This window comes from Enterococcus termitis, from assembly GCF_001730305.1.
Classification (GTDB): Bacteria; Bacillota; Bacilli; order Lactobacillales; family Enterococcaceae; genus Enterococcus_L; species Enterococcus_L termitis.
The window spans coordinates 23,292-45,565 of the sequence record NZ_MIJY01000007.1 but is presented as its reverse complement, the minus strand read 5'-3'; the positions used below and the strand labels follow the sequence as shown (position 1 = coordinate 45,565).

General features: G+C 38.8%; 40 protein-coding genes. 37 read left to right on the top strand and 3 right to left on the bottom strand.

The genetic code is table 11. The annotated features are described in order from the left end of the window. Nucleotides 1-7: 7 nt before the first annotated feature. Nucleotides 8-229 carry a hypothetical protein gene (locus BCR25_RS06105; protein ID WP_069662731.1) on the top strand — a complete coding sequence of 74 codons (222 nt, stop codon included), beginning with the start codon at nt 8-10 and terminating at the stop codon, nt 227-229. A 138-nt stretch (nt 230-367) separates the two neighbouring features. Continuing rightward, nucleotides 368-835: a hypothetical protein gene (locus tag BCR25_RS06100; protein WP_069662730.1), complete on the top strand. Its 468-nt coding sequence runs from the start codon at nt 368-370 to the stop codon at nt 833-835. Here the strand turns inward: BCR25_RS06100 and BCR25_RS19840 are convergent. Further along, on the bottom strand, nt 832-927 hold the full coding sequence (locus tag BCR25_RS19840; RefSeq protein WP_083242599.1) for a DUF2188 domain-containing protein: 96 nt from the start codon (nt 925-927) through the stop codon (nt 832-834). The two genes, BCR25_RS06100 and BCR25_RS19840, sit on opposite strands and share 4 nt — an antisense overlap. An 82-nt stretch (nt 928-1,009) precedes the next feature. On the opposite strand from BCR25_RS19840, the gene BCR25_RS20315 reads away from it, so the two are divergent. Then, nucleotides 1,010-1,150, top strand: coding sequence for a hypothetical protein (locus BCR25_RS20315; protein ID WP_169818991.1), 141 nt, complete (start codon nt 1,010-1,012; stop codon nt 1,148-1,150). On the opposite strand, the gene BCR25_RS06095 is transcribed toward BCR25_RS20315, so the two are convergent. Then, the gene (locus tag BCR25_RS06095; protein ID WP_069662729.1) at nt 1,142-1,351 is read right to left on the bottom strand and encodes a hypothetical protein; all 210 of its coding nucleotides are present in this window, start codon (nt 1,349-1,351) and stop codon (nt 1,142-1,144) included. The two genes, BCR25_RS20315 and BCR25_RS06095, sit on opposite strands and share 9 nt — an antisense overlap. 93 nt (nt 1,352-1,444) lie before the next feature. Between BCR25_RS06095 and BCR25_RS20800 the strand changes: the two genes are divergently transcribed. Then, on the top strand, nt 1,445-1,576 hold the full coding sequence (locus tag BCR25_RS20800; protein ID WP_281247209.1) for a hypothetical protein: 132 nt from the start codon (nt 1,445-1,447) through the stop codon (nt 1,574-1,576). A gap of 31 nt (nt 1,577-1,607) precedes the next feature. On the opposite strand, the gene BCR25_RS19835 is transcribed toward BCR25_RS20800, so the two are convergent. Beyond that, nucleotides 1,608-1,832 carry a hypothetical protein gene (locus BCR25_RS19835; RefSeq protein ID WP_139124535.1) on the bottom strand — a complete coding sequence of 75 codons (225 nt, stop codon included), beginning with the start codon at nt 1,830-1,832 and terminating at the stop codon, nt 1,608-1,610. Between the two features lie 272 nt (nt 1,833-2,104). Here BCR25_RS19835 and BCR25_RS06085 point away from each other — a divergent pair, with 272 nt between their 5' ends. The 33 genes from BCR25_RS06085 (at nt 2,105) to BCR25_RS05930 (ending at nt 22,261) form a co-directional block, all read left to right on the top strand. Continuing rightward, entirely contained in the window at nt 2,105-2,791 is a 687-nt protein-coding gene (locus BCR25_RS06085; RefSeq protein ID WP_069662727.1) for a Rha family transcriptional regulator, read from the top strand. 86 nt (nt 2,792-2,877) lie between these two features. Next, nucleotides 2,878-3,201, top strand: coding sequence for a hypothetical protein (locus BCR25_RS06080; protein WP_069662726.1), 324 nt, complete (start codon nt 2,878-2,880; stop codon nt 3,199-3,201). After that, nucleotides 3,198-3,899, top strand: a complete 702-nt coding sequence (locus tag BCR25_RS06075; protein ID WP_069662725.1) for an ERF family protein — start codon at nt 3,198-3,200, stop codon at nt 3,897-3,899. The genes BCR25_RS06080 and BCR25_RS06075 overlap by 4 nt, the downstream gene beginning before the upstream one ends. Further along, on the top strand, nt 3,881-4,828 hold the full coding sequence (locus tag BCR25_RS06070; protein ID WP_069662724.1) for a DUF1351 domain-containing protein: 948 nt from the start codon (nt 3,881-3,883) through the stop codon (nt 4,826-4,828). The genes BCR25_RS06075 and BCR25_RS06070 overlap by 19 nt, the downstream gene beginning before the upstream one ends. Further along, a complete protein-coding gene (locus tag BCR25_RS06065; RefSeq protein ID WP_069662723.1) occupies nt 4,829-5,500 on the top strand; it encodes a putative HNHc nuclease in 672 nt (223 codons plus the stop codon). A gap of 2 nt (nt 5,501-5,502) precedes the next feature. Further along, nucleotides 5,503-6,396, top strand: coding sequence for a helix-turn-helix domain-containing protein (locus BCR25_RS06060; protein WP_069662722.1), 894 nt, complete (start codon nt 5,503-5,505; stop codon nt 6,394-6,396). Beyond that, nucleotides 6,397-6,972 carry a bactofilin family protein gene (locus BCR25_RS06055; RefSeq protein WP_069662721.1) on the top strand — a complete coding sequence of 192 codons (576 nt, stop codon included), beginning with the start codon at nt 6,397-6,399 and terminating at the stop codon, nt 6,970-6,972. Next, nucleotides 6,965-7,141, top strand: a complete 177-nt coding sequence (locus BCR25_RS20105; protein ID WP_249023536.1) for a hypothetical protein — start codon at nt 6,965-6,967, stop codon at nt 7,139-7,141. Before BCR25_RS06055 ends, BCR25_RS20105 begins: the two co-directional genes overlap by 8 nt. Further along, the gene (locus tag BCR25_RS06045; RefSeq protein ID WP_069662719.1) at nt 7,125-7,487 is read left to right on the top strand and encodes a hypothetical protein; all 363 of its coding nucleotides are present in this window, start codon (nt 7,125-7,127) and stop codon (nt 7,485-7,487) included. Before BCR25_RS20105 ends, BCR25_RS06045 begins: the two co-directional genes overlap by 17 nt. Before the next feature lie 60 nt (nt 7,488-7,547). Beyond that, a complete protein-coding gene (locus tag BCR25_RS06040) occupies nt 7,548-8,060 on the top strand; it encodes an HNH endonuclease (protein WP_069662718.1) in 513 nt (170 codons plus the stop codon). 4 nt (nt 8,061-8,064) lie between these two features. Continuing rightward, nucleotides 8,065-8,592, top strand: coding sequence for a single-stranded DNA-binding protein (gene ssb / locus BCR25_RS06035; RefSeq protein ID WP_069662717.1), 528 nt, complete (start codon nt 8,065-8,067; stop codon nt 8,590-8,592). A gap of 63 nt (nt 8,593-8,655) precedes the next feature. Continuing rightward, entirely contained in the window at nt 8,656-8,922 is a 267-nt protein-coding gene (locus tag BCR25_RS06030; RefSeq protein ID WP_069662716.1) for a hypothetical protein, read from the top strand. A 5-nt stretch (nt 8,923-8,927) separates the two neighbouring features. Further along, nucleotides 8,928-9,356: a YopX family protein gene (locus BCR25_RS06025; RefSeq protein ID WP_069662715.1), complete on the top strand. Its 429-nt coding sequence runs from the start codon at nt 8,928-8,930 to the stop codon at nt 9,354-9,356. Beyond that, the gene (locus BCR25_RS06020; protein ID WP_069662714.1) at nt 9,357-9,653 is read left to right on the top strand and encodes a hypothetical protein; all 297 of its coding nucleotides are present in this window, start codon (nt 9,357-9,359) and stop codon (nt 9,651-9,653) included. After that, nucleotides 9,637-9,912, top strand: coding sequence for a hypothetical protein (locus tag BCR25_RS06015; RefSeq protein WP_069662713.1), 276 nt, complete (start codon nt 9,637-9,639; stop codon nt 9,910-9,912). The genes BCR25_RS06020 and BCR25_RS06015 overlap by 17 nt, the downstream gene beginning before the upstream one ends. 276 nt (nt 9,913-10,188) lie before the next feature. Continuing rightward, nucleotides 10,189-11,583 carry a DNA (cytosine-5-)-methyltransferase gene (gene dcm / locus BCR25_RS06010; RefSeq protein WP_069662762.1) on the top strand — a complete coding sequence of 465 codons (1,395 nt, stop codon included), beginning with the start codon at nt 10,189-10,191 and terminating at the stop codon, nt 11,581-11,583. Nucleotides 11,584-11,615: 32 nt separating this feature from the next. Then, on the top strand, nt 11,616-11,792 hold the full coding sequence (locus tag BCR25_RS20310) for a hypothetical protein (protein WP_169818990.1): 177 nt from the start codon (nt 11,616-11,618) through the stop codon (nt 11,790-11,792). Nucleotides 11,793-11,794: 2 nt separating this feature from the next. Continuing rightward, nucleotides 11,795-12,010: a hypothetical protein gene (locus tag BCR25_RS06005; RefSeq protein ID WP_069662712.1), complete on the top strand. Its 216-nt coding sequence runs from the start codon at nt 11,795-11,797 to the stop codon at nt 12,008-12,010. Next, nucleotides 11,994-12,320, top strand: coding sequence for a hypothetical protein (locus BCR25_RS06000; protein ID WP_069662711.1), 327 nt, complete (start codon nt 11,994-11,996; stop codon nt 12,318-12,320). Before BCR25_RS06005 ends, BCR25_RS06000 begins: the two co-directional genes overlap by 17 nt. Before the next feature lie 300 nt (nt 12,321-12,620). Beyond that, on the top strand, nt 12,621-12,908 hold the full coding sequence (locus BCR25_RS05995; protein WP_069662710.1) for a SprT family zinc-dependent metalloprotease: 288 nt from the start codon (nt 12,621-12,623) through the stop codon (nt 12,906-12,908). A gap of 30 nt (nt 12,909-12,938) precedes the next feature. Continuing rightward, a complete protein-coding gene (locus tag BCR25_RS05990) occupies nt 12,939-13,373 on the top strand; it encodes a terminase small subunit (RefSeq protein ID WP_083242598.1) in 435 nt (144 codons plus the stop codon). Continuing rightward, nucleotides 13,345-14,586: a PBSX family phage terminase large subunit gene (locus BCR25_RS05985; RefSeq protein ID WP_211272494.1), complete on the top strand. Its 1,242-nt coding sequence runs from the start codon at nt 13,345-13,347 to the stop codon at nt 14,584-14,586. The genes BCR25_RS05990 and BCR25_RS05985 overlap by 29 nt, the downstream gene beginning before the upstream one ends. Nucleotides 14,587-14,588: 2 nt before the next feature. Continuing rightward, nucleotides 14,589-15,893 carry a phage portal protein gene (locus BCR25_RS05980; protein WP_069662709.1) on the top strand — a complete coding sequence of 435 codons (1,305 nt, stop codon included), beginning with the start codon at nt 14,589-14,591 and terminating at the stop codon, nt 15,891-15,893. Between the two features lie 2 nt (nt 15,894-15,895). Further along, the gene (locus BCR25_RS05975; RefSeq protein ID WP_069662708.1) at nt 15,896-16,546 is read left to right on the top strand and encodes a hypothetical protein; all 651 of its coding nucleotides are present in this window, start codon (nt 15,896-15,898) and stop codon (nt 16,544-16,546) included. Then, the gene (locus tag BCR25_RS05970; protein ID WP_069662707.1) at nt 16,543-17,082 is read left to right on the top strand and encodes a capsid assembly scaffolding protein Gp46 family protein; all 540 of its coding nucleotides are present in this window, start codon (nt 16,543-16,545) and stop codon (nt 17,080-17,082) included. The genes BCR25_RS05975 and BCR25_RS05970 overlap by 4 nt, the downstream gene beginning before the upstream one ends. Nucleotides 17,083-17,502: 420 nt before the next feature. Beyond that, on the top strand, nt 17,503-18,486 hold the full coding sequence (locus BCR25_RS05965) for a hypothetical protein (RefSeq protein WP_069662706.1): 984 nt from the start codon (nt 17,503-17,505) through the stop codon (nt 18,484-18,486). Nucleotides 18,487-18,550: 64 nt separating this feature from the next. Beyond that, nucleotides 18,551-19,234 carry a hypothetical protein gene (locus BCR25_RS05960; RefSeq protein WP_069662705.1) on the top strand — a complete coding sequence of 228 codons (684 nt, stop codon included), beginning with the start codon at nt 18,551-18,553 and terminating at the stop codon, nt 19,232-19,234. 55 nt (nt 19,235-19,289) lie between these two features. Continuing rightward, nucleotides 19,290-20,540, top strand: a complete 1,251-nt coding sequence (locus BCR25_RS05955; RefSeq protein ID WP_069662704.1) for a hypothetical protein — start codon at nt 19,290-19,292, stop codon at nt 20,538-20,540. Next, entirely contained in the window at nt 20,537-20,923 is a 387-nt protein-coding gene (locus BCR25_RS05950) for a homoserine O-succinyltransferase (RefSeq protein ID WP_069662703.1), read from the top strand. The genes BCR25_RS05955 and BCR25_RS05950 overlap by 4 nt, the downstream gene beginning before the upstream one ends. Continuing rightward, nucleotides 20,907-21,128 (top strand): hypothetical protein, encoded by a 222-nt coding sequence (locus BCR25_RS05945; RefSeq protein ID WP_069662702.1) that lies wholly within the window; start codon nt 20,907-20,909, stop codon nt 21,126-21,128. Before BCR25_RS05950 ends, BCR25_RS05945 begins: the two co-directional genes overlap by 17 nt. After that, nucleotides 21,106-21,576 carry a phage head-tail connector protein gene (locus BCR25_RS05940; protein ID WP_069662701.1) on the top strand — a complete coding sequence of 157 codons (471 nt, stop codon included), beginning with the start codon at nt 21,106-21,108 and terminating at the stop codon, nt 21,574-21,576. The genes BCR25_RS05945 and BCR25_RS05940 overlap by 23 nt, the downstream gene beginning before the upstream one ends. Continuing rightward, complete coding sequence (locus tag BCR25_RS05935) at nt 21,577-21,909, top strand: hypothetical protein (RefSeq protein ID WP_069662700.1); 333 nt, start codon at nt 21,577-21,579, stop codon at nt 21,907-21,909. It begins immediately after the preceding gene. Beyond that, nucleotides 21,896-22,261, top strand: coding sequence for a hypothetical protein (locus BCR25_RS05930; protein WP_069662699.1), 366 nt, complete (start codon nt 21,896-21,898; stop codon nt 22,259-22,261). Before BCR25_RS05935 ends, BCR25_RS05930 begins: the two co-directional genes overlap by 14 nt. Nucleotides 22,262-22,274: the final 13 nt, after the last annotated feature.

The following is a 22,274-nucleotide window of genomic DNA, read 5'->3' as shown; positions in this document are numbered from 1 at the left end:
AAATGAAATGCCAAACGACTTAAGAAAAGCAGATTTCAAAAAGCATTTAAACTATTCAGAGACTACTTATCAGAGACGAATGAAAGAATTTAAAAAATCTCCATATAAAGCAGGATATAAAGCAGTTACAGCTAAAGAGATTTGGATTGATTTAGACTTATATAGCAAATTCAGAGACTGGTATGCAACAAACAGCTTGAAAGTTAAAAAGGACGATGGTGCAGCATGAAACTGCTAGCAATACTAATCCTATTAACCGTATCAGTCATCTGCTTTACTACAGGCGAGACGATACAAGGGTATGCATTTTTAGCGGTGATGTATACCTGTTGGGTAGTAGATATAATACAGAAATCAGGAGGATAAGATGCATAAAATTAACAAGGAAATTATTGAACACGCTGAGGCGATTGCAAAAATATTACGAGAAGAATTAAACCCGCATGTCCGAGTTGAGATCGAATCATACGGGGTAAAAGCGGTATCGGATGACTGGTTTCAACCAATCAAAGAAGAACCCGGAGGCTCTTCAAAAATTAGTTCTGGTATTTATGCTTATTCAGAAGATTATGTTCATAAGATGCGTAAAGCTCAAAAGCAAGAATCTGAAGTGCAAGTGATTGAATTTAATTCGGTAGAAAAATATCGGGAAACGGTTAGGAGAAATAGAGAAGCAAATAGAACTACTGACGAAACCGTGGGAATACTAAACGAGAATGACTATACAGGTTTGATAGTTGAATCGAATGAGGGGTTAAAAATAGCAGAGATCACTTTATTAGAAGCAATACCTGCCGAAGGTTACAGAATTAGGCTAATTCCTAAATATGACTAGCCTTTTGAAATACTAGTAGCTTTAGAATTACCAGCACCTTTTACATTCCATGTGCCATCAGAGTTAGGTGTTACATGCTGATTTTTACCCATAAAAGATGTACCTCCTTAATTTATTTCAGCATTGCAGTGCTGATAGATAAAGTATACCAAAAATTAGAAAGGAGCGACCGATATGAAAATCAATGATAAAGACATAAAAGAGATCATTGTAACTGATAGTGAAGGCAACTTACTAGCTAGTCTTAATGATGACAATCTAATAACTCATGATTCTATAAATGTTGAACTGGTCGAGTTTAAAAAACTAATCTAAGTTGTTGTTTCTTGCTTTATCCGGGTTTGATACGGGGGTATCAACTCCATTAATGTTTCTAACGTGATAATTCTCGTAATTACCGTTTTTAATCTCTTTAACGAATTGGTTTCTAGTCATATTTGTACCTTTAAAATTGTCATGAAAATTTTGATTTCTTCCATTGTCATCTTCTGAAGTAACTGAAATTCTTTTTGGCATAGAAGGACTCCTCTCTATATGACCAGTTCAACGTATTAAGTATATCAAGGTGAATGATTTCTAACAATATAAATTGGAAAGGAGTTGAGATTCATGGGAGTAAATGAATTAACAGAGAAAATTTTGATTATCTGCATTGAAAACAAAATTACCGTATCGAAATTATTAAAAGCTGTTTCGAAAGTGATTATTGAGTTCCAATCAAAAGGAACCATTGAAAAGTAAAAGGCACTTGGTAACAAGTGCCAACTCTAAACTAACCATCGGGAGTCATACAATAATCGCATTCTTCTTTGTACGCATAATGTTTTTTGATTTCTGAATATAAGTAGTCAGAAGCAAAAACATGATCAGGATTCATTGAATATATCATACAACTAGGGCAATAGTTGTCTAAATCGTGACTGACTCCTGTATTCATATTAAGAATGTATCTTTTATTGTTAAATGGTGGTTCAGATATACGTATTCGCTGTCCCATTTTTTCACCTCGCTTTCAAAATAAGTATACCAAGGTGAAACATTTACAACAATATGATTTTTAGAAAGGAATAATAAAAATGAAAAAAAAACTAACTAACGCACTACTAGACACACCATTTGCTATCCTATTAGCTTTTGTCTCATGGCTATCTATTTGGGCAGGTTTACTCATGATCGCTGTGTACGTGGTAAATAAGACGTTTGAATTGCCTAAGATGATTAACGTTAATGGACGAAAAAGAAAAATAATAAATTGAGGGAGAAATATAAATGCAAGAATTAGTAATTATGAAAAATAAAGAAGCAGTAACTACTAGTTTACAAGTAGCCGATAGTTTCGAAAAGAAGCATCAACATGTTTTGCGGGACATCGATGCGTTACAAGAAGATGTGTCCAATTTTGGACAGATGTTTATAGAAGGCAATGAAGATGATTTATATGGAAGACCAAGACGGATCTATTTTATCAGTCGTGATGGCTTCTTCCTATTAGCTATGGGATTTACTGGAAAAAAAGCTATTGGATTCAAGCAAAAATATATAGAAGCATTCAATGATATGGAAGATACGATAAGAAAATCTATTGTTCCTCAAACAATTGAAGACATGATGATTTATCAATTAGAGGATATGAAAGAAGTAAAGAAAGATGTCACTGTTCTAAAAGACACTATGCGGATCACTGGACAACAAGAATTCGAAATTAAACAACAGTCGAATAAGAAAGTTGTAGAATGCCTTGGTGGGAAAGATAGTCCAGCATATAAACGACATGCAAAAAAAGTGTTTTCTAATTTCTGGAAAGATTTTAAACAGTATTTCCATTTACCAAGATACGGTGAACTACCAAGAATAAAGTTTGATGATGCTTTAGCATACATCGATGAATGGTTACCAGACACAGATTTACGATTATTGATTAAAGAAGCGAATAGACAAGGTGAATTATTTGAATAAAAAAAGACCAATAGGATAGGCGTCCTGTTAGTCTCAAACGTATATAAACTTACTAAAAGTATACCACAGAAAGGCGGTATTTGACAATGACACCAAAGGAAGCAGCAGCACTAAACCATTACTTAACAACTCCGCCAGAGGAGTTTTACAAAGAAATAGACGAAGTAGATGAAACGGAGAACTGGAATAAAGATGATAAAGGTACCATTGTCTCAGAGAGTGACTGGGTATTTGTTGCGTATTTTAAAAAATTTGCAGTTGAATCAGGAAAGTTGTCAGCAGTTGTCACTGAGGAATTTGTTGTAGAACAAAACGGATTTTTAGACCTTTTAGAAGAAAAAGGTGCTGATAGGTTATTAAAAGAAAAGCTAGAAATCATTAGCGGGAAAGAGTGGTTGAGTAATCGATGACTGAAAAAAAAGAAAATAAAGATTTAACGTTTCAACAGAAGCTTTTAAAGGTGATAAGCAACATACATGCGCCTAAAGATAAACAAAATGAGTTTGGCAATTTTAGTTATCGAGATGCTGAAGGAATATTAAAAGCTGCCAAAGCTCCAGCAATCGAACAGGGATTGTATATCAAAGTAACCAAAGAAGTTGTAAAGATAGAAGATCGTTTTTATATAAAAGCCACGGCATCAATAACTGATGGTACGAAAACAGAAGAAGCAGTAGGTTATGCAAGAGAACCACAAACCAAACCTAAAATGGACGAATCACAGGTTACAGGATCTGCTAGTTCATACGCAAAAAAATACGCTTTGAGTGATTTGTTGATGATTGATGATGGAAAAGATGATCCTGATAAGGGGAACAACACAATGAACCAAAATAATATTAACGCTAATAATACTAAAATAGATGGTCGTCAGTTAGCTGAATTGAATAATGAAGCTAGGAAGATAGCAGAAATTTGCAGTGTTGAACCATCTGTATTTACAACTAAGATTGCTGAAATGGGAAAGGTTCCAGATCTTTCAGAACTACCAGGTATTTTTTATCAAGAAGCTTTGGCAACATTGGTCAAGTGGAAGCAGGATTATCAAAAGAAACAACAAAATAATCAACAGAATAATCAATCTATACCATGGGGGAAAAAACAATGAACGAATTAACAAAAGATATCAAATTTAGCGTAGATTTCAAACCGTCAGAAATTACTATTCAAAATGAGGAACAACTTGAATCATTAGTTGCTGCAACAGTCACACATTATTCTTCATTAGTTTTCACAGATGACAATATTCCAGAAGCTAAGGAAGCGAAAACGAAGCTAAACGGTATTTCTAAGCTATTGGACGACCAACGAAAAGAAGTGAAGAAAAGTTACAGCGAACCATTAAAAGCCTTTGAAACGAAGATTAACGCATTGAGAGATCAGATTAAAGGTGTTTCGGATAATATCAACGTGGGTATTTCTGATTATGAAGAGAAACAAAAAGAATTGAGAGAAGAAAAACTGATTGAAACACTATCTGAAATGGCTCCAAATTACGGAATAGATATTGCTGCAGTTGAAATCAAGCAAACATGGCTCAATAAGGGATCATTTACCGCAAAAGGTGAACTGACTAAAAAAGTATTCGAAGAAATTACAGAAACTATGACATTAATCGCTAAAGAAAACCAACGTATTGAGGAAGATAAGGTATCAGTATTTAATTATGCAAAAGCCGTTGGTTTAGATGCTGATGGTTGGTCTGCTTGGATTGATAAAGGACATCCCTTGGTAGAGGTCATGAAACAAATCGATCAGGCTGTTCAGGATAAGAAAAATAGAATAGCACAAGAAGAAAGCGACCGTAAGGCAAAAGAAGAATACGAACAAGCAATGAAAGAACTGCGTGAGCGGACAGTCGATGAAAAAGTGATCGATACCGAAACTGGTGAGATTATTCAAGAAGATTCAGAACTTACTAGGCAAGAAGTAGACGACAGACAAACAGTCACACTTAAATTGACCGGGACACACGAGCAACTATCAGCCTTAAATGAATTTATTGTAAACGAAGGAATACAAGTGGAAGTGATTTAAATGGAATACTCACTAAAGGTCGTGGGTTATGATCCAAAAGCGAACACTGTACAAGTGAAGCTTGATGAAACTCTGAACGTTGAACGCCTTAATACCTACTACAAAGGTGATTTAAGCAACGTTAACGGTAACTTAATACTATCTGACCCACGAGCCTTTTCTCACAATCAACGAGCTTTATACAGAGCTTTAATCAATGATATTTACGATAAATATGGAAATGAAAGTAACAGTACACATGAATATTTTAAAGAGGAATACTACAGCAAATATGGGCACATCATCAGTGCAAAAAATAACGCTGATACAAGCGTTGAGCAGATGAACAATCTTATAGAAATAGTCATCGATTTCATGTTCGAGTGGGGCATTCCGTTTAAGAAGGGATATGAGCTTTTACCACGAGATGAGAGTTACTTTTACTATCTCTGCCTAAAACATCGTAAGTGTTGCATATGCGGACAACATGCAGATGTATGTCACGTTGATGTGGTCGGTAGCGGAAGAGATAGGAAATCTATCGATCACAGTGAGTTCAGATTTTACGCAGGATGTAGAACTCACCATCAAGAAGAACATAATTTAGGTATTAGCAATTTTTTGAGCAAATATAAAATAACGCCTATCAAGCTTAATGCCGATGATAGGAAGAAATTGAGGATAGGAGGGTAACCTTGGAAAATCAAAAAAGTTACTACGCTATCATTCCAGCAATAGTAAGATATGACAATGATTTAAATGGGAATGCGAAGTTGTTGTACGGAGAGTTGACAGCACTAGCAAACGAAAAGGGCTATTGTTGGGCTACTAATCTCTATTTTGCGAATTTATATGGAGTTAGCAAACGTACAATCATTTCATGGATGAAACAACTTGAAAAAAAGAAATACATTAACATACGTGTTTTCTATAAGCCGAATAGCAAGCAAGTGGAACGCAGGCATATCTATATATTACAGTTTCCAACTGAATCAGATTTCTACGAACCTAGTGAAGAAAATTTCATCACCTATGGAAAAAATGATCACGAGGGTAGTGAAGAAAATTTCACCACCCATGGTGAAGAAAACTTCACAGAGAATAATACATTATTTAATAATACAGTTAATAATACAAAAGATAAAAAGAATAGTGTTGAACAGAGTTCAACCGTGTCTGATTCGTTTGAAGAAATTTGGAAACAATTTCCCAAAAAAACGAACAAGAAGAAAGCTAAAGAACAGTTTATTAAAAAAATAAAGTCGGAGCAAGATTTGGAGACATTCAGAAAAGGCTTTGATAATTATCTGAAGTATATCGATCTCAACGAGTGGTATCATCCGCAAGAATTGTTTCGATGGATACGAGATGATCGATTCAATGATGAGTATGACTTGACACCACCAAAACCTACAGGGAGTTATCAACGCCCGACAGTCAGACAAGAAACGATTCCGGAGGGCATTGCAAATCCTATTCCTGAGAAGAAACTGTCGCCAGAGAAACAATTAGAACTTGAAAAGCAACTAGCAGAAACTTTAGGAATAACACTAGAAGAATTGCATCGACAAAGAGCGGAGGAGAAATAAATGACTAAAAAATATGAATTGACGGACGAAAAAATTACTAGATTCGGGAGAACATTGTACAGAATTAAAGCTTTAGTTAGTTTCGGAAATGTTGAAAAAGATGATGTTGGTGGTTTTGTTGAAAAAGAAGAAAACCTTGATCAAGAAGGCAATGCATGGGTCTACGGCGATGCAAGGGTCTCCGGCAATGCATGGGTCTCCGGCGATGCAAGGGTCTACGGCAATGCAAGGGTCTCCGGCAATGCAAGGGTCTCCGGCAATGCAGAGGTCTCCGGCGATGCAAGGGTCTACGGCAATGCAAGGGTCTCCGGCAATGCAAGGGTCTCCGGCAATGCAGAGGTCTACGGACGCACTGAAATTATTTGGATTAGCAATGTTGGATCAGAAAATGGTACTTTGACGGTGACGCGTAGTAAAGACGGTGGACTGTTTTTGACTAGAGGATGTTTTAGTGGAGATTTAGCAGAGTTTGAGAAAGCTGTAGAGCAGACACATGGTGATAGTCAATATGGGAAAGAGTACAAGGCGTTAATTGAGTATATTAAGTTGAGATTTGGAGTTGAGTGTAATGATTAACCAAGGAGACAAAGTTAAATACATTGGTACAGCATTGCCTAAGTACACTGGCAAAATATTAAAAGTAAAAAAATGCTTGGTAAACGACAATTTTATTTTGTCTTTACCTGACGATGATAAACATATACTTGAATTGAAGTGGGGGGATAGAGATGGGACAATCTGCTAAGAAAATAAAAGAAATAAAGCACAAAATGAAAAATGGAAAACTACAGACCAAGACAATAAAGATAGAAACATCTTTTGAACAAGCCGAAGAATTAGCCTTTATTTCCTTTGTAGCAAATCATCTTGAAGCAGCGGGTATTGAACAAGACGTAATTGGATTTCTAGATGATGCATTAGCCGGAGACTCTAAAAAAGAGAGGATTGCGCTGAACTTAGCGTCAGAGTTTGAAAATATCTTTGATAATTTAGGGATTGAAGAAAATGATTTAAAAGGTGTGACAATAGTTAATGCAGATGCATATGAATCTCCAGAAGAGTTTATGAAGGAAGAGGGACTGATTAAATGATTAACAATGTTGTGCTAGTCGGGCGACTAACCAAAGACCCCGACCTCAGGAGGCTAGATAATGACTGCTACAAAAAATAATAAAACTAACTATTCTTTAAAAATAGGTTTAGATATTCATAACGTTTTAGGCAAGAAACTTTCAGGGGATGGGCATATTTTGCTAAAAATTCCGACCCATCCAAATGCTCAATCGAACGGATATGTTTTCGAGCACAGAGTTATTTTTGAGTCTATTGTTGGTTTCTATTTAGATCCTGAAATAGTTATTCATCATATAAACGAAGATAAACAGGACAATAGGTTTGCAAACTTACAAATGATGGATAAGTCAGAACACACTATTCTCCATCATAAGGGTGCCAAACGATCCGAAGAAACGAAAAAAAGAAATTCGATTGCAACAATCAAACTAGGATGGGTAGCAACTAATCATCCGAACTATAAAAATATTGACAAAGATGTGAAGGAACTATATTCACAAGGAGTTCCAGTTGCAAAAATTGCAGAGATGACAGGAGTGACTAGAAGGACTATTTATAATCGACTTAAAAAAATTGGATTGAAGGGATGAAAATATGATAAATAATGTTGTTTTAGTTGGTAGATTGGCTGCTGATCCTGATTTGAGATTTACCTCCAGTGGTAGTGCTGTAACTACGTTTCGTCTGGCTGTTAACCGTAATTTTACGAACCAGGAAGGAAACCGAGAAGCTGACTTCATCAATTGCGTAATTTGGCGTAAACCAGCAGAAACACTAGCAAACTATGCCAAGAAAGGAACATTGTTAGGCGTAACAGGTCGTATTCAAACTAGAAACTATGAAAATCAACAAGGAAATAGAATTTATGTGACAGAAGTTGTATGCGAGACTTTCCAACTGTTAGAAAGTCGCAGAAGTGACGATAATTCACAATATAATCAAAATACAGGCGTTTCGAACAGTTCCGAGGGTAATTATTCATCAAACCAAAACAACACCTTTAAATCGCAAGATAATAGCCAACCGTCAATACCAGGAATGTCAGAGCATGGATTTAATACGAGTGATCCGTTCAGTGGCAGCCAACCGATAGATATTGCAGATGGCGACCTGCCATTTTAAGTAGGGAGTAGGACGGATGAGCGGAAAGCTAGGCAACAATTACTACGGAAATATTTAATCAAAATGGACTTGGGCGATCCGAAAGCAGAAAACATGGTGAATAAAATCGCTAAAACTATGAGCGACAAAGAGGATTGCATCGCGAAGGGGCGTAGATCGAAACCGGTCTATGTGATTCATTCGGAAGGTAGCAAGGAATGGTTTAGCTCTAGAAAAGAAGTTGCTGCAAAATACGGGATAAGCAAGAACACTATTGCTACCTGTATCAATAAAAAGACAGCTCATCGAGAAACGGGATTGAGATTTGAAAATGCAAAAAGGAAGGATTGAACCGAATGAATAAGCCGAAGTTTCGGGCGTGGGATAAGATCAATCAGAAAATGTACCAAGTTTCTTCTATCCATATTGAAGATGAATACATGTATTTATTTGATAAAAATATTTACGAAGGAGAATTTACAAGAAAAAATGAAGACGTTATCCTCATGCAATACACCGGACTAAAAGACGACTCCGAAGAGCAATTTGAAATTTATGAAAAATCTATTGTAAAAGTTGTAGATAATCAAGGTGATTATTTCATTGGAGTAGTAGAGTATTTCGCAGATGAGAATTATCCGGCATTTGATATACATGCTAAATATTATAAAGGCTGGTATTTTGAGTCTAATGTACTAAGCGAGGCAAAACAAAATGATACGTTAAGCATCTATGTGATAGGTGATATTTATACGACTCCAGAACTACTAAGTGGGGTGGAATAGATGTGTGAGGATTTTGAAAGCCAGTTTTGTCCCGATTGCGATGAAGAACTAACTTATGAAAACTATTGTGATGATTGCGATAAAACATGGGCTGCAATGGTCTTAGAAGACAATGAGTACAAAAAAGAGAAAAAATATACAGTAACTTATGTAAATACACTTGATAAAGTTGATCAAGTAGAAGTGTTCGCAACTGACAAAGAAGACGCCAAAGAAAAAATAGGTCAATATCGACATCTTAAAGTCTTATCAGCCGAAGAACTGCAGGAGGTAGGGGATCATGAAAGTGATAGTTAATTGTGCCAGCAGATTTGTAGAGACTGATTTACCGGATAAATTTGTTAAGGCATTCGATGCTCACATAGAGCATGTGGATTTCAAAACAAGTACAGATTTAATCAATAGAATAAAAGTTTATGTCGCAGAAGTTGAAAGCTTTAGCGAACTAATCGAAAAAGCAGATATGTGTGGTAAGGATTTGCACATCACTAGAAATACTGAAAAAGATTACGGGTTTAATTTACCTGAAATAACTATTGTCGATGGACATTTATGACGAAAGGAATGAGTAGGGACGAAGAAATGGACTGTACTAGTTAATTATGGAGAATACGCTTGCGGATTATTCGAAACAGAAGGAGAAGCAAAAAAAGAAATCGTTAGGCTTATGGGGATCGACGAACCGATTTACAAAAATGCGCCAGATGATGATGTATTGCATTGTAACACAGAAAAATACTATGACACATTATTGATTATCAATGCGGACTAACTAAATGAAAGGAGTAGGAGATTTGTCCGGACGCAAAAAGCTTTTTACTCCTTTGTGATTATGAAATTTTTAGATTTATTCGCCGGTATTGGCGGTTTTAGATTGGGAATGGAATCAGCAGGACATGAATGTGTCGGATTCTGCGAGATTGATAAGTTTGCACGTACTAGTTATAAAGCAATACATGATACAACAGGAGAGGTGGAAATGCATGATATCACAAGCGTTACAGATGAGTTTGTTCGAGGAATCGGACGTGTCGACGTTATCTGTGGAGGATTTCCGTGCCAAGCTTTCAGCATTGCAGGGAAAAGACAAGGTTTCAACGATACTCGAGGAACTCTCTTCTTTGAGATTGCAAGGTTCGCATCTATTCTCAGACCAAGCTATTTATTCCTTGAGAACGTCAAAGGACTGCTCAACCACGAAGGAGGGGCTACGTTCGAGACAATCCTCAGAGCCTTGGATGAACTCGGGTATGATGTGGAATGGAATTTGTTTAACTCAAAAGACTACGTCCCACAGAACAGGGAGCGAGTATTCATTGTCGGACATCTTAGAGGATCAGGTAGCAGGAAAGTATTTCCTTTCGGAAGAGAAAGTGGAGCAACTGCTCAAAACTATATAAAGCCTGTTAATGATTCGAAGAAAACCAGAGATTTGATGAAGTATGACAGCATTAACCGATTTTATGACGTTTCAGGAATAGCACCTTGTTTGGACACTATGCAAAGCGGAAATAGAGAACCTAAGATTGCTGTTGTGGGTAATGTAAATCCAAGTGGAAATGGAATGAATGGCGAAGTTTATTCAAGCGATGGACTTGCACCTACCTTAACTACAAATAAAGGCGAAGGAGCTAAAATAGCTATTCCTGTTTTAACTCCTGATCGCTTGGAAAAAAGACAGAACGGCAGACGTTTTAAAGATGATGGAGAAGAAATGTTTACGCTGACTTCACAAGATCGTCATGGAGTACTGGTTGTTGATGATCAAGGGCGTAAAAATAAACAATTAGTTCCGAATGAGGTATGTCCGACACTGAGGGCACAGGATCATGGTAATCCACCTAAGATTATTCAAAAGGCAAGAGGATATAACGAAGGTGGAACACATGAGATTGCGCCAACACTTTCGGCGAATAGTTGGCACGAAAACAATCTATTACAAGTTGGAGGATTATATACAAATGATTCAGAAAGATTCAATAGAGGGATCTTGCCAGGACTAAGCAGAACGCTAAAAGCCAATAAAGCGGACGCAGCAGTATTTGATGGGTTCAAGATCCGTAAACTAACACCTAGAGAATGTTGGAGACTGCAAGGGTTCCCTGATTGGGCATTCGACAAGGCGGCAGCGGTAAATAGTGACAGTCAGTTATACAAACAAGCGGGCAACTCTGTGACTGTTCCAGTGATCGCAGATATCGCTAAGAGATTACAACCCACCAACTAACACCACAGTTGGCGGAGGATTGGAGGAATAAGATGACACACGACCTAGATCTAATCACAGATGATTTTACACTAAACGTACGTAGTAGACAGTACAAAGGTAAACCACCGTATGTTGAGCTGACAGTCGATGATGGCGACCATGTGGCGGTGGTTAATTTGTCTGTTGAGCAGGCTGGTAGATTGGTAGATGCTTTAGAGGAGGGATAACTATGTGTCAGTATTGCCAAGGTACAAGTTATATCGATAATGATTTATTGATCGAATTTGATGATAGCGAGGAACTAGTAGACACAGTAAAGGTTTACGTTACATCAAAAGCTAAACTATTTCTGCATAACGATTATGGAGCAGTAACGGTACCGATCAAATACTGCCCGATGTGCGGCAGGGAGTTGCAGGGGGGAGCCGATGAAACGAATGCATAAAAACGGGTTTGAGAAGGTCCGGGATCTCATGTTTGAATATCCTTATTTTTCTGATCACTTGCGTAAGCTTGGAGACGATAGCGCTGAGGTGGCCATAAAGATCATTGACACGCAGCAAGCAATCAAGGACTGTCTGGATAGAGAGCCGGATGAAAACCTAAAACGATTTATTGAATGCTATTACTTCAAGCGGTACAGTATGAATAAATCTTTGAATGAGGCACATTATTCATGGTCCTCTATCAAACGAAAGCGGAAAGCCTTTTTTAAGAAGGTAGCACAGGAGTTAAGCATTTACTGGGGAAATTAGAAACATTGAGCCTTTTTAAATCAACTTTCATGATATAAATGGTATATGGTAGATGCGTTTTACTGAAGCCATATACTCCTTTTTTTGTTTTGGTACTTCTGTACAACTGATTCATATTTAATACTTCATTTTCCCTGGTGCGCCGTCATTCATTTGGCGGTACATTTTTTTACATAGTTACAAGAATAGAGGTGAGATAGCGGAAACAGAAGAAAACACTTGCAGGATCAGATAAAGGTGAACTTGCTGAGGAAATCAATACTAAGATGCAAACATTAAGAATTTCAATGGAGGAGAAGCATGAAAATACCAAATAAGGTAAAAGTTGGAGCTATTGATTACGATGTTGAAATGAAACCATTTATAGAAGCTAATGGAAGTAGAAATTATCAGGGTGCTTGTGAATATACAAAAACAGAAATTTCTATACTTGAGGATATTAGCGAAGAAAGGAAACAAGATACCTTCATACATGAGCTAACGCATGCTATTTTCTATGAAGCAGGGTTCGAGGATCAAGATGAAGACGTCATTAATAGGATTGGAAAGGTATTGCATCAAGTTATCGAAGACAACGATTTTAAATAATTATCTTATGTTAGAGAAGTGGTGATTCAAGTGAATAAACGACATGAAAGATTTTGTACAGAGTACATAATTGATTATAATGCTACTCAAGCGGCAATTCGTTCGGGATATTCTGAAAAAACAGCACGCTCACAAGGGCAGCGCCTGTCGACAAAAGTTGACATAAAAAAACGTATACAGGAATTGCAAGAAGAAATTCAACAGCAGAATATTGTCAGTGCAATGGATGTGGAGGAATTTCTTTCTAAGGTAATGAATGGTGAACTTGAAGAAGAAGCGTTGCTAGTTGTCGGCATTGGGGAAGAAGCTAGCGAGGTTGTTAAGGCTAATAAAAAGCTTTCTGCCAAAGACAGGATCAAGGCGGCCGAACTACTGGGCAAACGTCATGCGTTGTTCACTGAAAAACGTGAGATCAGCGGAGAAGTCGGGGTGACGTTTGTTGAAGACGTACCAACAGAAGACTAAACCGAAAATCATTATCAAAATGACCGTAGCTTTAGGCAAAGGCTATAACCGGTTTTATCATTGCCGGAACTTTTTCCGAGTAGTCAAGGGGTCCCGTGGGTCCAAGAAGTCTAAGAACACGGCACTGTGTTACATTCACGACATTTTAAAATATCCCTGGGCCAATCTGCTGGTTGTCCGGCGGTTTTCAAATACAAATAAACAATCAACTTATTCTGATCTGAAGTGGGCATGCAAAAGGCTCAAGGTTTCCCATCTATTTAAGTTCAATGAATCGCTGCCAGAGATCACGGTGAAGGCGACAGGCCAGAAGATTCTTTTTAGGGGCCTGGATGATGAATTGAAAATCACATCAATCTCAGTTGATGTTGGCTTTCTGTGTTGGGCTTGGTTTGAAGAAGCTTATCAGATCGAGAGCCAAGAGAAATTCGATACAGTTGTAGAATCAATCCGGGGCGGTGTCGATGCTCCAGATGATTTTTTCAAGCAAGTAACGTTGACCTTCAACCCATGGAGTGAGAACCACTGGCTGAAAAAAGAATTTTTTGACGAGGAAACGAAGCGACCAGACACCTTTTCAGATACAACAACATTTAGGCTAAACGAATGGCTGACACCTGATGACAGAGAACGTTATGAGCGTGTGTTGCAAACTGATCCTCAGCGTGGTGCTGTTGTGGCCAATGGTGAATGGGGCATGACCGATGGCGTTGTTTATCCGAACTGGAAAACGTTCACCGGCACACCTAGAGGCTTAATTGAAGTCATGGGGCTTGACTGGGGGAATGATAACGGGGCAGGAGATCCAACGGCCATTGTGAAAATATGGATTGATCCGGTCAAAATGAATTTATACGTGCGACAAGTAGCCTATTCTAATACATTGCAGCTTGAGCAAATCCCAGCACTTTTGGATCATGACACGAAAATATATGCAGATACCAACTTAGGCGTGGCCAATACTTATTTGAAAAATAGAAAATTCCAGGTGAACCCGATGAAGACGGCCAAGCATAAAGGAAAGCGGGCTGACGGAATCGCTACGGTGAAGCTGTTCAATATTTACATTGATGAAATGAGCCGGGACCTTATCGGAGAGATAAGCGGCTATGTGCAAGACGGTACAGAATACATTGGAAGTCACCATTTATTGGATGCCATGCGTTATGGGGCCCGGGGCTGGTATAACCAAGGAAACTTTAAGGAGGTATAAGTATGGCAGATGTAAATTTTACAGATGAAAACATGGGCGAAGCGCCAGAAAATGGCACACCGATCGGCCAAGCAACAAAGACCGGAGAGATTGCAGTTGCTACTGCAGGAGAAGGCCGGCGCTTTCCGTTCATGGATAGCAAGGCAGAAATGCAACGGAATATCCGGGAGACTATTCAAAGAAATAAGAAATTCAGTGCTGAGGGTGCCTATAAGCCCCATCGTTTTATTATCACAGATAGCATTGAAAATTATTTGAAAGAGAACACAGGGCAGCTGGCAATCAATCACAGCTTTGGAATAAACAAGTATGGTGTGTATGTTCCATTTGATAAGAAGGCCGTGAAGTTCTTTGCTTCAAGTATTAAGTGGACGAACACAACCAGCTTGACTTATAAAATCATGAAAAATACTTTGATGAAAGGCTATTGCTTAGTTTATTCAGTGGCCGGGGTGAATGAAGAAACGGACTACGAACCAATTTTCGATACAAGCGATAATGTAATAGGATTGATCGATGACAACGGGGATGTGCTGACCGATGGCCGCCGCTACGTTTATGATGACAAGAAGGGCTATACGTCCCAGGAGGAAACATTTTCTATTGATTGGTACAAGCTTGTGAGAATTGACGAAATGAAACCAGTGTACGCCGATGCAATTAACATGATCAATGCTTATACAGACAGCTTGAATGATAATGGCTCAAGCTTGAAGGCATTTGCTGAAAGCATTCTGACAATCACCGGCATTGACAGCTCACAAGGAATCACACCGGAGCAGCTTCAGGCCATTGGTGAAGAAGCTATAAACGTGCTGGCTTTTGAGCACCAAATTTCAGGTGATGGCACATTTGGTTCAACTCCTTCAGTTCAGTTCATTGCCCCGCCTTTGAATACTGAAGCCCGTGAAAGCTGGTCAAATCGGATCCGGAAAGAGATTTATTCAACGCTGAATATGCCAGACTTTGAACAGGTGGCCGGGAACGTGTCAACCGACACAATCAGAATTTACTTGTATGAAACTATTCAGCTGGCAAAGAGCCTGGCAGATGATGTGATTGACGTATTCAAAGAAATTTTGAACGACCAGGAACTTTCGTATGAAATTGAGACACCGCAAAGCCCTAACGACAACATGAAGGCGCTGAACGATATTGATTACCTAAGCGATGAAACAAAAATCCGGCAGGCATTTCCTGAGTGGTCAGATGAACAAGTTAATGCAGAACTGGCCAGACTTCAAAGCGCTCAGATTTCAAACAGCGATCCGGTTGCCCTGGTCAATAGTTTCATGGGGAGTGAATAACCATGGATGATTCCACAAAAAAACAGCTGGCATTGTTGGCCGTTGCTTTGGCTTTCAATGATCAGCTAGATACCAGGCTTGTGGCGCTGTTGGCCTTATTGAACTTTTACGGAAACGACAAGAAAGACGATAAGACTATAAGGGCATCAATTCAGAAGATAATCGGGGCCAGTTCAGCGGATCCGGAAGAGTTAGCCGGGGCGATTATTGAATGGGTAGTGCCTAAAAATAAATGGTACCCATATGAAACCCGTGAAAGGTTTGAGTTCCAATTGAAAAGGGCTTTATTTAGCGGGTTGTTCAAAAACGATACCAGTGAAGCCTACAAGGTGGCCAAGAGATTTTCCAGCAGCGTAAAGCTGCTCCATCGTATGAAGGTATTTGCTGAAGCGAATTACAACGTACTTGATGCAGCAACAGCCGGAGAGTATGGAGAAAGTGAACGAGGTGGCCTGGTGATCTGGCGGGCACGTTCTCAAGCTGATGGACCTTGCCAGGAATACAACAGACGGATAATGACAGTCGAAGAGTTCAAAGCTCGTTACCCTGTTCATTATAATTGCATGTGTACGGCGGAGCTGATTCCGCCAACCATGAGCGACAAACGAATAAAGAATTTTTTACTTAAAAAACAACGGGAGGCTACAACATGACTGAAGAAGAAAAGAAAGAAATAGAAGAGTTGAGAGCACAAAAGGAACAGATGGAAGCAGCACTGAAAGAAAAGAAGTACAGCCAAGCGGAATTGGATGCAGCGGTGGCCAAACGTGTGGCTTCAGCAACAGCCGATCTTGATGCAAAAATTAAGAGTATTCAAGAATCAAGCATGACTGAGCAGGAATTGAACAAGCAGCGCCAAGCGGAGGAAGCGGCTAAAACCCAGGAATATATTGCCAGCCTGGAGCGTGAAACTCGTGTGAATTATGCTCAATCATTGTTGGCCACAAATGGACTTCCAGCAGATCAGCAGTTTGCTGAAGTTTATGCCTCTTTTGATAAAGATACGATCAAGCTGCAGATTGAGGCCCAAGCAAAACTGATCAGCGATGCAAAACAGGCTGAAATCGATCGCCTTGCCAAAGAGAATGCACCTAAATCAAAACTACCTATCAACCAGGGCGGTGGCGTACCAGCCAAACCAAACTATGTTGATCCTCGTAGTATTTTAGAATCCCAAGGGTTTTTATAAGAGTGAGCCTTTTTTGAACTACTTTTATGGTATTGTACTTATGAAAAGTCGAATATTTCCAACGGCTATATAGTTGCGATGGGTGCGGAACTAGCATTTGAGCGGGTAGAATACTGTGATAATGCGTGTCTGTTTTGAATATAAGGAATAATGAGCGGTGCATTACCAACGGCGAAAGCTTGCGATGTGTGTTTCTCTAGGGACCGGACGGGTAGAATACTGAAAGGGACCGCACGAATTATATTTGTTAAAAGCTGATAGTGTGAAGCAAACTACCAATGTTATATATGTTAATGTGCTTATGCGGGTAGAATACTGTAGCAGCATGGATGAATGGCGTATTTAGATACGTTGTTTGCCCATGCTGTTTTTTTTGTTTAAATAATCGGCTTAAATAAAAAAGAAAGAGGGTAAATTTTAATGCCTTATCAAATTTTAGGTAACAACGAACTGACACAAAAAGAAGACGGTAGCTATGGTTTTGAACTAGACGGCCAGACTAACTATAATTCCCGCGCAATGACACTGGGACGAATTTTGACACCAGAGAGCGGAAACGGCAGCAACAGCAATGGTTTGATTCCATTGAAGGGCCGTGGAGATATTGAAGCTTATTCTGTATTGAGTAACCAATATATTCCATTGACCAAATATGACGAGATCAACGGGGTTCTTGATTTGCATGGATATGCTACACGTGAATATACTGATGGATTGAGCTATAAGCTTTCAAGTGGCTTGGTCTTATCAAGCGCAGCACACTACCGTTCTGCAATCAACAAGAAATTTGACTATCAAGCAATTTTCGGAATCGATGAAGACCCAGTTTATAACTTACAGGGCACAATCCGCGAACCGAACTCAGTATTTGCGAAAGCCAAAAAGAATGCGGCAACTGGTTTCTCTAGTCAGTTAAAAGCAATTTTAGATGCAGTGGATATTATTTCCGATGCAGGAGGCCAACCAACTGTTATGCTGCAAAGCTTATCAATGTTTGAACTGAATGAGTTCACAGCGCTTATTCCTGGTGAAGTATGGACCCATGCAACCAGTGATGCCCTATTTGTAAAAATGCCGGGTATGCGTGAATTGGCTAGACTGACAGGGTTCACACAAACGGGTGATACACAACCATGGATCGTGTTTGACCGCAGCCGCTTATTTGTCGGAAAAGTTGGCGATGTTAGCCTGGAAATTTCAAACTCAGCTTACGATCCACATGAAGGATTCACAGGAAATACTGGCACAGGGGCATACAACAGCCCGGCTTCTTCCACTGGCGTTTCTTACTGGACGAATGACAAGATCGGGGCACGTGCGATCGCTTACCTTGATTATAAATTTATCGATGAAAGCGGTGAACTGGCTTATACAAACTTGTCTGATTTTACACCTACACCCTAATAATGCCCTATACGATGGGGCTTTATACGATGTAGATAAATATTAAACAGGAGGTAAATGGAATATGGTAATTAAAACAACAGTGTTAGATACTACTATCATCGCTCCTAATGATACGGCTTTTTTCTTCCGTATCTATTCAATGCGGAATGCAATGCCTGCATATCGTTTAGAGTCGGTAAATGACTTCTCATACAGCTATGAAAAAGGAAATGACACGAAAACAACTCGCACAACGAGAGGTCCTAGGACTGCTACTACATTAAATGGAGATGACACTAAAGAATTAACGTTCTCAACTGATGAAAACGTCAGCGTAGAAGCTCACAGTCTACTTGAGTGGGCCTTCCGTCATGATGAACTAGTGGAAATTTGGGAAGTGACACCAACAGTGACAGCTGACGGATTAACGGTGTTAGATAACACGGGGCAACCTGTACCAGCTGGCTGGATGCCTGACAAGTATTTTGTGGGTAAAGTAACAGCAGATAGCTACAGCAACAACGTAGGCGATGAATCAAGGACACATGAATGGTCAATTATGCTTGAGGCTTTCCATGATAATTCATGGGTTGAGCCGATCGAGTGGGTTATTGCAGACGGTGAAACGTATCCTAATGCATCATTACAAAAGTACACGGATACAGATAACCCTGATCATACTGTACGCGACACTAATGTTGACGATGCACAAACAAGCAGCGAGGCTTCTCAACACGCAGAAGACACGACAGTACCGACACCATAAAAACACTAGGGGCGGTTTATCCGCCTCTTAAACATAGTGAAAGGGGCATAAATAAATGTCGACACCAACAAGAACAAGAGATGATATTAAAAATGGGTGGGGAACAACTGGCAGCGGGCCCATTACAGCTGGTGAAACAATCCACGCTGCAAACATTAATGGACTAGTAGACAATGCTAAATGGGTTAATGAGGGTATTGACAGCATTATAACTAATTCTGGAGGTAATGAGTGGACGATCGTTAATTCAGACGGTACAAGCGATACTGTCGTTTTGCCTTCATACGTTCATTACGTGACGGATAACGGCGACGGATCATTGGCGTTTTACGATATTGATAATAATTTACTTTTACAAACACCACAGTATGCGGTAGAAGCAGATGTACTAAATCAATATAGTATTTTTGAAAACAGGTTTACAGCTATCGAGTCAGATATCACTGCAGAAGCACAGGTGAGAAGCGATGAAGATATTATCTTGCAACAGCAGATTGATAGTTTAAATACGATTTTAAATAATTTGAATATAACAACAAGACATGCTTTCGTAAATGGAGACTTTGGCAGCTGTTTCACAGATGGAACATATACGACATACTCACAAGAAGTAGCGAATCAAATGGGCAGTGATCAACCTGAAAACGGGGATATTATTTTTATCATTGACGCGAATAATATCCTGCAAGCGCAATGGGTAAAATCCACAGGCTGGAAAGAAATACTAAATAATATATCAACAGATCATGTTAATGATCCCGGACCATTCGAAAATTTAAGCATAGCTAGCGGTACTCAATACGAAGTAAATCAAGCGATCGATGTAAAGTTGGGGGACATTCCGCGCCGTTGGGAATTTAATACTAGGGCATGGCAACCAGGTGGTGACGTCCTATCATTCCCGTTTAAAGATGGGAAACTTAATTTTATTTTAGATAAACTCGGCTTAAGTAATACATATCTACCGTATTTAGAAAATGTTTCGGATCAAAGCAACGTGACTTTAAGGGTCATCGCTGAGAGTTTCAGTGAGGATGGAGTAAATCCGCAAATTAAGAATTATACCTTAATTAATTTTGATCCAGGTACTACAACAGGAAGACTAGAATACGATGCAATAGGATTGGGATACTCAACGTCAAATCGTGGATTAACGATGTATCGAGCAACAGTAAAATTAAATGATTCCTCTGGTCCGGAGTCTATATATGGAATACTAGCGTTATGTGGAGGAGCGACAACTGCTCCAGATTCACTAGATCAAAATATGACCGTAATTATCGAAGAAATTTATTTGCGATCATGATTACTGAACAAGTTATCATCGCAGTTATAACAGCAACTAGTACAATATCCGTTGCTGTTATAACTGCGATAAGAAAAGGTAATGAAAAACTCGAAAAAAAAATCGATAAAATAACGGGAATAATGAATGTTATGGGATCAAATGTTGAGGCTAATGCTTCAAATATTAAGCTATTAAAAAAATCTAGTTTACAAGCTAATATTTTTAGGTTAATTAACGAAGCTTACCGAAATAAAAAAATAAGTGAAAATAATCTTGCTGAGTTGTACAAGGATTTTGATGAATATAAGGCTAATGGATGGAACTCACATACAAATATTAGAGTTAAATGTTTTGAAGAAGATGTTAAAAAGGGGTGTATAAAACGTGAAGAAAAAAATTAATAATGCTCGCTTGCTATCACTTGTTACCGGTACATTATCGGCAATCGTGATTTTATACGTAAGCTTAGCGGGTGTTTTAACATTACCATATGCGCCGGAAGTGGAGAAAATCGGCGGTATTCTAGCCGTTTTTGTCAATGCAATGTTTGCGACCTGGACAGGTTATAAAGTAGGTGGAGATAATGCTGAGTCAAACAATACCTGAGATTAATTATTTAGACGTGCGTAGCGAGCTTTTAACCCTAACTGGTGTATCAGATACTCAAGGAGCAGATAAACAGCTTGAGGAGGCTTATAAGCTTGCTAGTGGCTATCTATATTCATTTATTGCCGGAGAAGAAGTTGATTCAGTAAAATTTGAAGCATTAGCACGTATAGCATTGATCGAAAGCGCTGTGTATCGATTTAACCGCTTAAGCGAAGAAGGGATGCAGCAACGTTCACAAGATGGAGAAAGCATCACATGGGAAAAAGACCCAATGGATAAATGGGTCAACAAAATCAAGGATGTAATACAAGGTAAAGTTCAAAACTGGTGCCTTATTATGGCGTCTACGCGCGGAGCAGGTCGGCAGAGGTATGACTTAGGCTATAGGGTACCACTTTTAGCAAATGGCATTTGGTATTATACAAACGTTTTAGGCGGTGAGTAAATGACTTATAATGACACGCTTTATTTTGAGTCAAGTAAATCAAGCTATGACCCTCAAACAGGAAATGACAGCGTTAAGACTTATAATGTAGCTTACCATAACGCCGATGTACGTTTTAGATCAACAGATACGCTAAACGAATCTGGAGCGCCTTTTGAATATAGGGAGTTTATCAGTGTTAAATCACAACGTCCGATACCTCTTAAAATGATGATGTTTGAAGATGTTTTATATAAGCCTATAAAAGGATCATATAAGAAAAAAGAACGAGGTAGAGGTAGAAAGTGGCATTCTGTGAGGTTTCTGGAGGTGGGCGATAATGGCATTTCGTAACTGGGAACAGAATACCCTATTTTTTTATAATATCCTACGTGAGATTTTTGAAAATCAAGGGTTAACAGTTGCCTACAACCCTGAAACGCACGATGGATCATTACCTTATGCATGGGTTGATCAACTAAATGCAGAACGTCGGCAAATCTCAAGGCGTGGAACGCGTCAAGGAGACGTATACGACTATTCAGCTACAGTGCATATATTTTACCCATGGAATAGACAGGGTGACCTTATACGGGCTATAGATGCATTTGACGATGAATTAAACAAACGATTTAGAACAGACACAGAATTTAGATTACTACGAGAAAAAGACGGAACCTTACATGGGCTATTAAATTTAACTTAAAGGAGACTATAAA

Bases quoted from the DNA above. Each gene is read 5' to 3' on its own strand.
- BCR25_RS06095 (WP_069662729.1), bottom strand. From the start codon at position 1,351: ATGCCAAAAAGAATTTCAGTTACTTCAGAAGATGACAATGGAAGAAAT.
- BCR25_RS20310 (WP_169818990.1), top strand. From the start codon at position 11,616: ATGACACACGACCTAGATCTAATCACAGATGATTTTACACTAAACGTA.
- BCR25_RS06055 (WP_069662721.1), top strand. From the start codon at position 6,397: ATGACTAAAAAATATGAATTGACGGACGAAAAAATTACTAGATTCGGG.
- BCR25_RS06085 (WP_069662727.1), top strand. From the start codon at position 2,105: ATGCAAGAATTAGTAATTATGAAAAATAAAGAAGCAGTAACTACTAGT.
- BCR25_RS06065 (WP_069662723.1), top strand. From the start codon at position 4,829: ATGGAATACTCACTAAAGGTCGTGGGTTATGATCCAAAAGCGAACACT.
- BCR25_RS20315 (WP_169818991.1), top strand. From the start codon at position 1,010: ATGAAAATCAATGATAAAGACATAAAAGAGATCATTGTAACTGATAGT.
- BCR25_RS05995 (WP_069662710.1), top strand. From the start codon at position 12,621: ATGAAAATACCAAATAAGGTAAAAGTTGGAGCTATTGATTACGATGTT.
- BCR25_RS19835 (WP_139124535.1), bottom strand. From the start codon at position 1,832: ATGGGACAGCGAATACGTATATCTGAACCACCATTTAACAATAAAAGA.
- BCR25_RS19840 (WP_083242599.1), bottom strand. From the start codon at position 927: ATGGGTAAAAATCAGCATGTAACACCTAACTCTGATGGCACATGGAAT.
- ssb (WP_069662717.1), top strand. From the start codon at position 8,065: ATGATAAATAATGTTGTTTTAGTTGGTAGATTGGCTGCTGATCCTGAT.
- BCR25_RS20800 (WP_281247209.1), top strand. From the start codon at position 1,445: ATGGGAGTAAATGAATTAACAGAGAAAATTTTGATTATCTGCATTGAA.
- BCR25_RS06080 (WP_069662726.1), top strand. From the start codon at position 2,878: ATGACACCAAAGGAAGCAGCAGCACTAAACCATTACTTAACAACTCCG.
- BCR25_RS06105 (WP_069662731.1), top strand. From the start codon at position 8: ATGCCAAACGACTTAAGAAAAGCAGATTTCAAAAAGCATTTAAACTAT.
- BCR25_RS06025 (WP_069662715.1), top strand. From the start codon at position 8,928: ATGAATAAGCCGAAGTTTCGGGCGTGGGATAAGATCAATCAGAAAATG.
- BCR25_RS05950 (WP_069662703.1), top strand. From the start codon at position 20,537: ATGATTACTGAACAAGTTATCATCGCAGTTATAACAGCAACTAGTACA.
- BCR25_RS06040 (WP_069662718.1), top strand. From the start codon at position 7,548: ATGACTGCTACAAAAAATAATAAAACTAACTATTCTTTAAAAATAGGT.
- BCR25_RS05955 (WP_069662704.1), top strand. From the start codon at position 19,290: ATGTCGACACCAACAAGAACAAGAGATGATATTAAAAATGGGTGGGGA.
- BCR25_RS06000 (WP_069662711.1), top strand. From the start codon at position 11,994: ATGAAACGAATGCATAAAAACGGGTTTGAGAAGGTCCGGGATCTCATG.
- BCR25_RS06075 (WP_069662725.1), top strand. From the start codon at position 3,198: ATGACTGAAAAAAAAGAAAATAAAGATTTAACGTTTCAACAGAAGCTT.
- BCR25_RS06005 (WP_069662712.1), top strand. From the start codon at position 11,795: ATGTGTCAGTATTGCCAAGGTACAAGTTATATCGATAATGATTTATTG.
- BCR25_RS05965 (WP_069662706.1), top strand. From the start codon at position 17,503: ATGCCTTATCAAATTTTAGGTAACAACGAACTGACACAAAAAGAAGAC.
- BCR25_RS06020 (WP_069662714.1), top strand. From the start codon at position 9,357: ATGTGTGAGGATTTTGAAAGCCAGTTTTGTCCCGATTGCGATGAAGAA.
- BCR25_RS05940 (WP_069662701.1), top strand. From the start codon at position 21,106: ATGCTGAGTCAAACAATACCTGAGATTAATTATTTAGACGTGCGTAGC.
- BCR25_RS06100 (WP_069662730.1), top strand. From the start codon at position 368: ATGCATAAAATTAACAAGGAAATTATTGAACACGCTGAGGCGATTGCA.
- BCR25_RS05980 (WP_069662709.1), top strand. From the start codon at position 14,589: ATGGCAGATGTAAATTTTACAGATGAAAACATGGGCGAAGCGCCAGAA.
- BCR25_RS05975 (WP_069662708.1), top strand. From the start codon at position 15,896: ATGGATGATTCCACAAAAAAACAGCTGGCATTGTTGGCCGTTGCTTTG.
- BCR25_RS05960 (WP_069662705.1), top strand. From the start codon at position 18,551: ATGGTAATTAAAACAACAGTGTTAGATACTACTATCATCGCTCCTAAT.
- dcm (WP_069662762.1), top strand. From the start codon at position 10,189: ATGAAATTTTTAGATTTATTCGCCGGTATTGGCGGTTTTAGATTGGGA.
- BCR25_RS05970 (WP_069662707.1), top strand. From the start codon at position 16,543: ATGACTGAAGAAGAAAAGAAAGAAATAGAAGAGTTGAGAGCACAAAAG.
- BCR25_RS06070 (WP_069662724.1), top strand. From the start codon at position 3,881: ATGGGGGAAAAAACAATGAACGAATTAACAAAAGATATCAAATTTAGC.
- BCR25_RS20105 (WP_249023536.1), top strand. From the start codon at position 6,965: ATGATTAACCAAGGAGACAAAGTTAAATACATTGGTACAGCATTGCCT.
- BCR25_RS06045 (WP_069662719.1), top strand. From the start codon at position 7,125: ATGGGACAATCTGCTAAGAAAATAAAAGAAATAAAGCACAAAATGAAA.
- BCR25_RS05935 (WP_069662700.1), top strand. From the start codon at position 21,577: ATGACTTATAATGACACGCTTTATTTTGAGTCAAGTAAATCAAGCTAT.
- BCR25_RS06015 (WP_069662713.1), top strand. From the start codon at position 9,637: ATGAAAGTGATAGTTAATTGTGCCAGCAGATTTGTAGAGACTGATTTA.
- BCR25_RS05930 (WP_069662699.1), top strand. From the start codon at position 21,896: ATGGCATTTCGTAACTGGGAACAGAATACCCTATTTTTTTATAATATC.
- BCR25_RS06030 (WP_069662716.1), top strand. From the start codon at position 8,656: ATGGACTTGGGCGATCCGAAAGCAGAAAACATGGTGAATAAAATCGCT.